Annotated in this window: 6 protein-coding genes; all 6 read right to left on the bottom strand. The window is 60.6% G+C overall.

Annotation, left to right across the window (positions count from 1 at the left end; all coding sequences use genetic code 11):
- Positions 1–52: 52 nt before the first annotated feature.
- Positions 53–955 (bottom strand): GTPase Era, encoded by a 903-nt coding sequence (gene era / locus CFII68_RS15425; RefSeq protein ID WP_003205264.1) that lies wholly within the window; start codon positions 953–955, stop codon positions 53–55.
- A complete protein-coding gene (gene rnc, locus CFII68_RS15430) occupies positions 948–1,637 on the bottom strand; it encodes a ribonuclease III (RefSeq protein ID WP_003205268.1) in 690 nt (229 codons plus the stop codon). Before rnc ends, era begins: the two co-directional genes overlap by 8 nt.
- 183 nt (positions 1,638–1,820) lie before the next feature.
- Entirely contained in the window at positions 1,821–2,675 is an 855-nt protein-coding gene (gene lepB, locus CFII68_RS15435) for a signal peptidase I (protein ID WP_018606219.1), read from the bottom strand.
- A 5-nt stretch (positions 2,676–2,680) separates the two neighbouring features.
- Complete coding sequence (gene lepA / locus CFII68_RS15440) at positions 2,681–4,480, bottom strand: translation elongation factor 4 (RefSeq protein ID WP_018606217.1); 1,800 nt, start codon at positions 4,478–4,480, stop codon at positions 2,681–2,683.
- 182 nt (positions 4,481–4,662) lie between these two features.
- Positions 4,663–5,724 (bottom strand): LPS export ABC transporter permease LptG, encoded by a 1,062-nt coding sequence (gene lptG, locus CFII68_RS15445; RefSeq protein ID WP_018606215.1) that lies wholly within the window; start codon positions 5,722–5,724, stop codon positions 4,663–4,665.
- On the bottom strand, positions 5,717–6,838 hold the full coding sequence (gene lptF / locus CFII68_RS15450) for an LPS export ABC transporter permease LptF (RefSeq protein WP_018606213.1): 1,122 nt from the start codon (positions 6,836–6,838) through the stop codon (positions 5,717–5,719). The genes lptG and lptF overlap by 8 nt, the downstream gene beginning before the upstream one ends.
- Positions 6,839–6,910: the final 72 nt, after the last annotated feature.

Below are 6,910 nucleotides of genomic sequence, written 5' to 3'. Positions count from 1 at the left end.
CCTTCGCGAGCAAGCCCGCTCCCACAAGGTCGGTGGTGTACCGCTGGACGCTTTACAGGTCGCCGTAACCCAACGAACGCAACGCCCGCTCGTCGTCGGACCAGCCGCCCTTCACCTTGACCCACAGGTTGAGCATGATCTTGGAGTCGAACAGCAGCTCCATGTCCTTGCGCGCCTCGGTGCCGATGCGCTTGATGCGCTCGCCCTTGTCGCCAATGATGATTTTCTTCTGGCCGTCACGTTCGACGAGGATCAACGCATGGATGTGCAGGGTCTTGCCCTGCTGCTTGAACTCTTCGATCTCGACCGTGATCTGGTACGGCAGCTCGGCACCCATCTGGCGCATGATTTTCTCGCGCACCAGCTCGGCGGCGAGGAAACGGCTGCTGCGGTCGGTGATCTGGTCTTCGGGGAAGAAATGATCGTTTTCCGGCAGGTGTTCGGCAATCACCCGCTCCAGCGCGTCGAGGTTATGGCCGTGCTGGGCAGAGATCGGGATGATCTGGGCGTTCGGCAACTGTTCCTGCAACCAGGTCAGGTGCGGCATCAGTTCAGCCTTGTCTTCGATGCGATCGGTCTTGTTCAGCGCCACGATCAAGGGACCGGTCACGTACTGGACGCGCTCGAGGACCATCTGGTCTTCTTCGGTCCACTTGGTGCGGTCAACCACGAAGATCACCACGTCGACGTCTTTCAACGCCGCCGAGGCGGTCTTGTTCATGTAGCGGTTCAGGGCCTTTTCGCCGCCCTTGTGCATGCCAGGGGTGTCGACGTAGATCGCCTGCACGGCGCCTTCGGTCTTGATGCCCAGCATGTTGTGGCGGGTGGTCTGGGGCTTGCGCGAGGTGATCGCCAGCTTCTGGCCCAGGATGTGGTTCAGCAACGTGGACTTGCCCACGTTCGGCCGACCGACAATGGCGACGTAGCCGCAGCGGGTGACGGTTGTATCAGTCATTGCCATTCTCCACACCCAGGGCAATCAGTGCTGCGGCGGCCGCTACCTGTTCGGCAATACGACGACTCACACCCTGACCCCGGCTTTTTTCGTTCAATAGGACAACTTCGCATTCAACGAAGAAGGTACGGCAATGCGGCTCACCCTGGATATCCACGACTTCGTAGCGCGGCAACTCGCAACTGCGTGATTGCAGGAATTCCTGCAAACGGGTCTTGGGGTCCTTGTTGGTGTCCACCAGCGTGAGGCTGTCGATCTCGGAGGTCAGCCAGGCCAGCACGCGTTCGCGCGCCATTTCCATGCCCGCATCCAGGTAGATCGCGCCAATCAACGCTTCCAGGGCATCGGCCAGGATCGACTCGCGACGGAAACCGCCGCTTTTCAACTCACCGGAGCCCAGGCGCAGATAGTCGCCCAGGTCGAAACCACGGGCCAATACGGCCAGGGTCTCACCTTTTACCAATCGTGCGCGCAAACGCGACAACTGGCCTTCGCGGGCCAGCGGGAAACGCTCGAACAGCGCCTCGCCGGCCACGAAGTTGAGGATGGCATCACCGAGGAATTCCAGGCGTTCGTTATTGCGCCCGGCAAAACTGCGGTGAGTGAGGGCCAGGAGCATCAGGTCCTGGTCCTTGAAGGTGTAACCGAGCTGACGCTCGAGACGGCTTAGAGAAACGCTCACGGTTTACCCACGCTGAGTTCGTGGCTGGATTCCACCGCCACGGCGGCAAGGCGCCGTTGGCTTGGGACAATTAACGCTGTGTTCAAAAATACGTCCTGACTATCGTTGGCTTCATGCCTTCGGGCAACCTTGCGCAGGCTCCAGAAAAGCATTCGGCGCTGTGTTCAACAGCGCCGTGTGGGATTACTTGATCAGGCCAACCCGCGAGAAATTCGGCAGGTGACTGAGTTTGGGTTCCGGCCAGCTCATCCAGACCGCAAAGGCCTTGCCGACGATGTTCCGGTCCGGGACCATGCCCAGCAGGTTCTTGGGAATGTTCGGATCATCCCAGTAACGGCTGTCGTTGGAGTTGTCGCGGTTGTCGCCCATCATGAAATAGTGCCCCGCCGGCACGGTCCATGAACGGTCCGGCGTTGCGCGGTAGCGACTCATTTCCTTGCGAATCAGGTGTTCGGCCTCGCCGAGTTTTTCCTGGTAGAGCTCGGCACTGCCCAGTGTACCCGGCTCGGAGCCAAGCAACTGTTCGGCCACCGACTCGCCATTGACGAACAGGCGCTTGTCAGCAGTGTAGCGGACCGTGTCGCCCGGCAGGCCGACAACACGCTTGATGTAGTTGACGTTCGGGTCGCTCGGGAAGCGGAACACCATGACATCGCCGCGTTGCGGATCACCAACTTCGATGACTTTCTTGTCGATCACCGGCAGGCGAATCCCGTAGGAGAACTTGTTCACCAGGATGAAATCGCCCACGTCCAGGGTCGGCTTCATCGAGCCGGACGGGATCTGGAACGGTTCCACCAGGAACGAGCGCAACACCAGCACGATGAACAGCACCGGAAAGAACGACTTGCCGTATTCGACCAGCAGCGGTTCCTTGTTGAGCTTTTCGACCACCACACCATCAGGCTGGCTGACGCTGCCCTGATAAGAGGCGATGGCCGCCCGGCGCCGAGGCGCCAGGAACAACAGATCAAGCAACGCCAACAGGCCGCAGACAAACACGGCGATAACCAGCAACAGCGGGAAATTTAGCGACATAGGACCTAACTATCCAACCTGAGCACCGCAAGGAAGGCTTCCTGTGGAATTTCCACGTTACCGACCTGCTTCATGCGTTTTTTACCGGCCTTCTGCTTTTCCAACAGCTTGCGCTTACGGCTGACGTCGCCACCGTAGCATTTGGCCAATACGTTCTTTCTGAGCGCCTTGACGGTTGTACGCGCCACAATCTGCCCGCCAATGGCGGCCTGGATTGCCACATCGAACATCTGCCGCGGAATCAGTTCCTTCATCTTCTCGGTCAATGCACGACCTTTGTAGTGCGCGTTGTCACGGTGCACGATCAAGGCCAGGGCGTCGACTTTCTCACCGTTGATCAGCACATCCAGCTTCACCAGATTAGCCGATTGGTAACGATCGAAATGATAGTCCAGCGAAGCATAGCCGCGACTGGTGGATTTGAGGCGGTCGAAGAAGTCCAGCACCACTTCGTTCATCGGCAGGTCGTAGGTCACCTGGACCTGCGTGCCAAGGAACAGCATGTCGTGCTGCACGCCGCGCTTCTCGATGCACAGGGTAATGACGTTACCCAGGTGCTCCTGAGGCACAAGGATGTTGGCCCGCACGATCGGCTCGCGCATGTCCTCGATGGCCGACAGGTCCGGCAGCTTGGACGGGTTGTCGACGTAGATGGTTTCGCCGCTCTTGAGCAACAGCTCGAAAATAACCGTCGGCGCCGTGGTGATCAGGTCCAGGTCGTACTCGCGCTCCAGGCGCTCCTGGATGATTTCCATGTGCAACATGCCCAGGAACCCGCAACGGAAGCCGAAGCCCAGGGCGTCGGAGCTTTCCGGGGTGTATTGCAGGGACGAGTCGTTCAGGGTCAGCTTTTGCAGGGCTTCGCGGAAATCCTCGAAGTCGTCGGAGCTGACCGGGAAAAGGCCGGCATAGACCTGCGGCTGGATGCGTTTGAAACCTGGCAGCACATCGACGTCGGGGGTGGTGCTCAAGGTCAGGGTGTCGCCGACCGGCGCCCCATGGATGTCCTTGATGCCGGCGATGATGAAGCCCACTTCACCGGCCTTCAGGTCTACGGTGGCAGTGTGTTTCGGGTTGAATACACCGACGCTGTCCACCAGGTGGATCTTGCCGGTGGACTTGACCAGGATCTTGTCGCCCTTCTTCACGCGGCCATGGCGCACGCGAACCAGGGAGACCACGCCCAGGTAGTTGTCGAACCAGGAGTCGATGATCAACGCTTGCAGCGGATCTTCGATGTTGCCGGTCGGCGCGGGAATGGTATGCACCAGGCGCTCGAGCACTTCGTCCACGCCCAGGCCGGTCTTGGCGCTGCAGGTGACCGCGTCGGTGGCATCGATGCCGATGATTTTCTCGATTTCTTCCTTCACGCGGTCCGGATCGGCCTGGGGCAGGTCGATCTTGTTCAGTACCGGCATGACTTCCAGGCCCTGCTCGATGGCCGTGTAGCAGTTGGCAACCGACTGGGCCTCGACGCCCTGGCCAGCATCGACCACCAGCAGCGCACCTTCACAGGCCGCCAACGACCGGCTGACTTCATAGGTGAAGTCGACGTGGCCCGGGGTATCGATGAAGTTCAGCTGATAGGTGATGCCGTCGCGGGCCTTGTAGTAGAGGGTAACGCTGTGGGCCTTGATGGTGATCCCGCGCTCACGCTCCAAGTCCATGGAGTCCAGGACCTGGGCTTCCATTTCGCGCTCGGCCAGGCCGCCGCACATCTGGATGAAGCGATCGGCCAGCGTCGACTTGCCATGGTCAATGTGGGCGATGATGGAGAAATTGCGGATATGACTCAAATCACTCACGGATCAACACTCAAAAAGGCTGCAGGCATAGCCCGCCGAAAAATAGCCGGGAATTGTACCTGATACACCGCGCAAGTGGGAGCAAAGCTTGCTCGCGAAACAGTCACCTCGCTCTATGAAAGACCACAGGGCCTTCATCGCGGGCAAGCCTTGCTCCCACAGCCCTCTCGCTACACGAGCAATCAACCGGCCCGACGCAACAGCCAGAACCCGGCCAACGCGCAGACACCGGCCGGCACCAGCACCGCAAACAGCGGCGAGAAGCCGAACACCAGGCTCGACGGCCCCAGCAGGTCCTGGGCGATACGGAAAGTGAAGCCCACCAGCACGCCGGTAAACACCCGCTGGCCGAGGGTCACCGAACGCAGCGGGCCAAAGATGAAGGAAATCGCCATCAGTACCAGGGCCGCAGTGACCAACGGTTGCAACACCTTGACCCAAAAAGCCAGCCAGTAGCGGCCGTTATTCAGGCCCTGGTCCGCCAGGTAGTGGATATAACTCCACAAGCCGGTAATCGACAGGGATTCAGGTGCCATCACCACGGTACTGAGCAACTGCGGGCTGATCGACACATCCCAACGCTCCTGCGGGGCGGCGACCACCTCGGTGCGCTTGTCATGGAACACGGTGGTGGTGACATCATTCAGTTGCCAGTGATCCTCGGCGAATTTGGCGCGCTTGGCGAAGCTCGACGACAGCATGTGTCGCTGCTCGTCGAAGCGATAGCGGGTCACGCCATACAGAATGCCGTTGGGCTGGACCGAGTTGATGTGGATGAACTCGTCGCCCTGGCGGTGCCACAAGCCGTGCTTGGCGCTTTGCGCATCACCGCCGCCCTGGGCCAGGGAACGGTTGGCCTGGGCAGTATTCTCGGTGGCCGGGGCGATGTATTCGCCAACCAACACACCCACCAGCATCAACACCAGCATCGGCTTCATCACCGCCCAGACGATCCGACCAATGGACACGCCGGCGGCGCGCATGATGGTCAGTTCACTGTTGCTGGCCAGGCTGCCCAGGCCGATCAGGCAACCAATCAGCGCGGCCATCGGCAGCATGTCATACAAGCGCCGCGGCGCCGTCAGCAGCACGTAGCTCGCCACGTCCACCAAGGTATAGGTGTCGCTGACGTCGCCCATTTCATCGATGAAGGCGAACAGGGTCGCCAGGCCAAGGATGATCCCCAGCACTGCAAGGATCGCCATGAACACACTGCTGCCGATGTAGCGATCGAGCTTAACCACGGGCCACCTCCAGCGCGCTGCGGCGACTGGCCAGCTTCAGGCGTAGCGGCTCCCAGTAGAGCAACCCCAGGCCGATGGCCAGGAAGATCGAGTGCACCCACCACAAGCCCAGGGCTGGCGGGATCTTGCCTTTCTCCAACGCACCGCGGGCGGAAATCAGGATGGTCAGGTAAGCCATATAGAGAAGAATCGCCGGCAGCAGCTTGAGGAAACGCCCCTGGCGCGGATTGACCCGCGCCAGCGGGACCGCCATAAGGGTCACGATGAACACCAGCAGCGGCAAGGACAGGCGCCATTGCAGCTCGGTACGGGCACGGATGTCTTTGTTGCCCAGCAGGCTGGCGGTGGACATCGCGTCGCGGTCGGTGACTTCGTCGCTGACCTCGGGCTTGGGCAACAGCACGCCATAGGTGTCGTACTTGATGGCCCGGTAATCGGCCTGCCCCGGCTTGCCGTCATAGCGATAGCCGTTTTCCAGGATCAGGTAGCGGTTGCCGTCGGGGTTGATTTCCTGCCGGCCCTTCTCGGCCACCAGCACGGAAATGCCACGGTCTTTCTTGGTATCCGAAGACAGGTTCTTTTGTGTAATGAAGACACCGCCCAGGTCGACCCGGTCCTCCGAGAGCTGTTCGGTGTAGGTCACGCGCGTACCGTCGCGCAGGGCCTGGAAACGCCCCGGCACCAGGGTGTCGAACTCGGTCATGGCGTCCTGCTGGTTGATCAGCAGTTGAAACTGGTTGGCGCCCTGGGGGGCCAGGCTCAGGCTCAGCCAGGCCACCACCAGCGCCACCAACGTGGCCGGGAACAGCGTCATGCGAAACAGGCGCTGCTGGCTCATGCCGGTGGCCGACAGCACGGTCATTTCGCTGTCCAGGTACAAGCGCCCGTAGGCCAGCAGGATGCCGAGGAACAACCCCAGCGGCAGGATCAATTGCAAGAAGCCCGGCAGGCGGAACCCCATGATCAGGAACAGCGAGCCCGGGTCCAGGGCACCGGAGGCTGCCTGGGCAAGGTATTTGATGAAGCGCCCGCTCATGATGATGACCAGCAGCACGGCGCTGACCGCGCTCAGGGTCAGCAGGACTTCGCGGGATAAATAACGGAAGACGATCAAACCAGACACTCCAGGATTGTCAGGCTAAGGCGGCCAAACAAGAAACGTATCGAGCCAGCTCATGCCGCGAGC

Origin of the sequence: Pseudomonas sp. CFII68 (genome assembly GCF_000416195.1) — a bacterium.
GTDB classification, from domain to species: domain Bacteria; phylum Pseudomonadota; class Gammaproteobacteria; order Pseudomonadales; family Pseudomonadaceae; genus Aquipseudomonas; species Aquipseudomonas kilonensis.
This window is presented reverse-complemented; position numbering and strand designations above follow the sequence as displayed.

What these genes read in the sequence shown, in the direction of transcription:
- era (WP_003205264.1), bottom strand. Translation starts at nt 955, where the DNA reads ATGACTGATACAACCGTCACCCGCTGCGGCTACGTCGCCATTGTCGGT.
- lepB (WP_018606219.1), bottom strand. Translation starts at nt 2,675, where the DNA reads ATGTCGCTAAATTTCCCGCTGTTGCTGGTTATCGCCGTGTTTGTCTGC.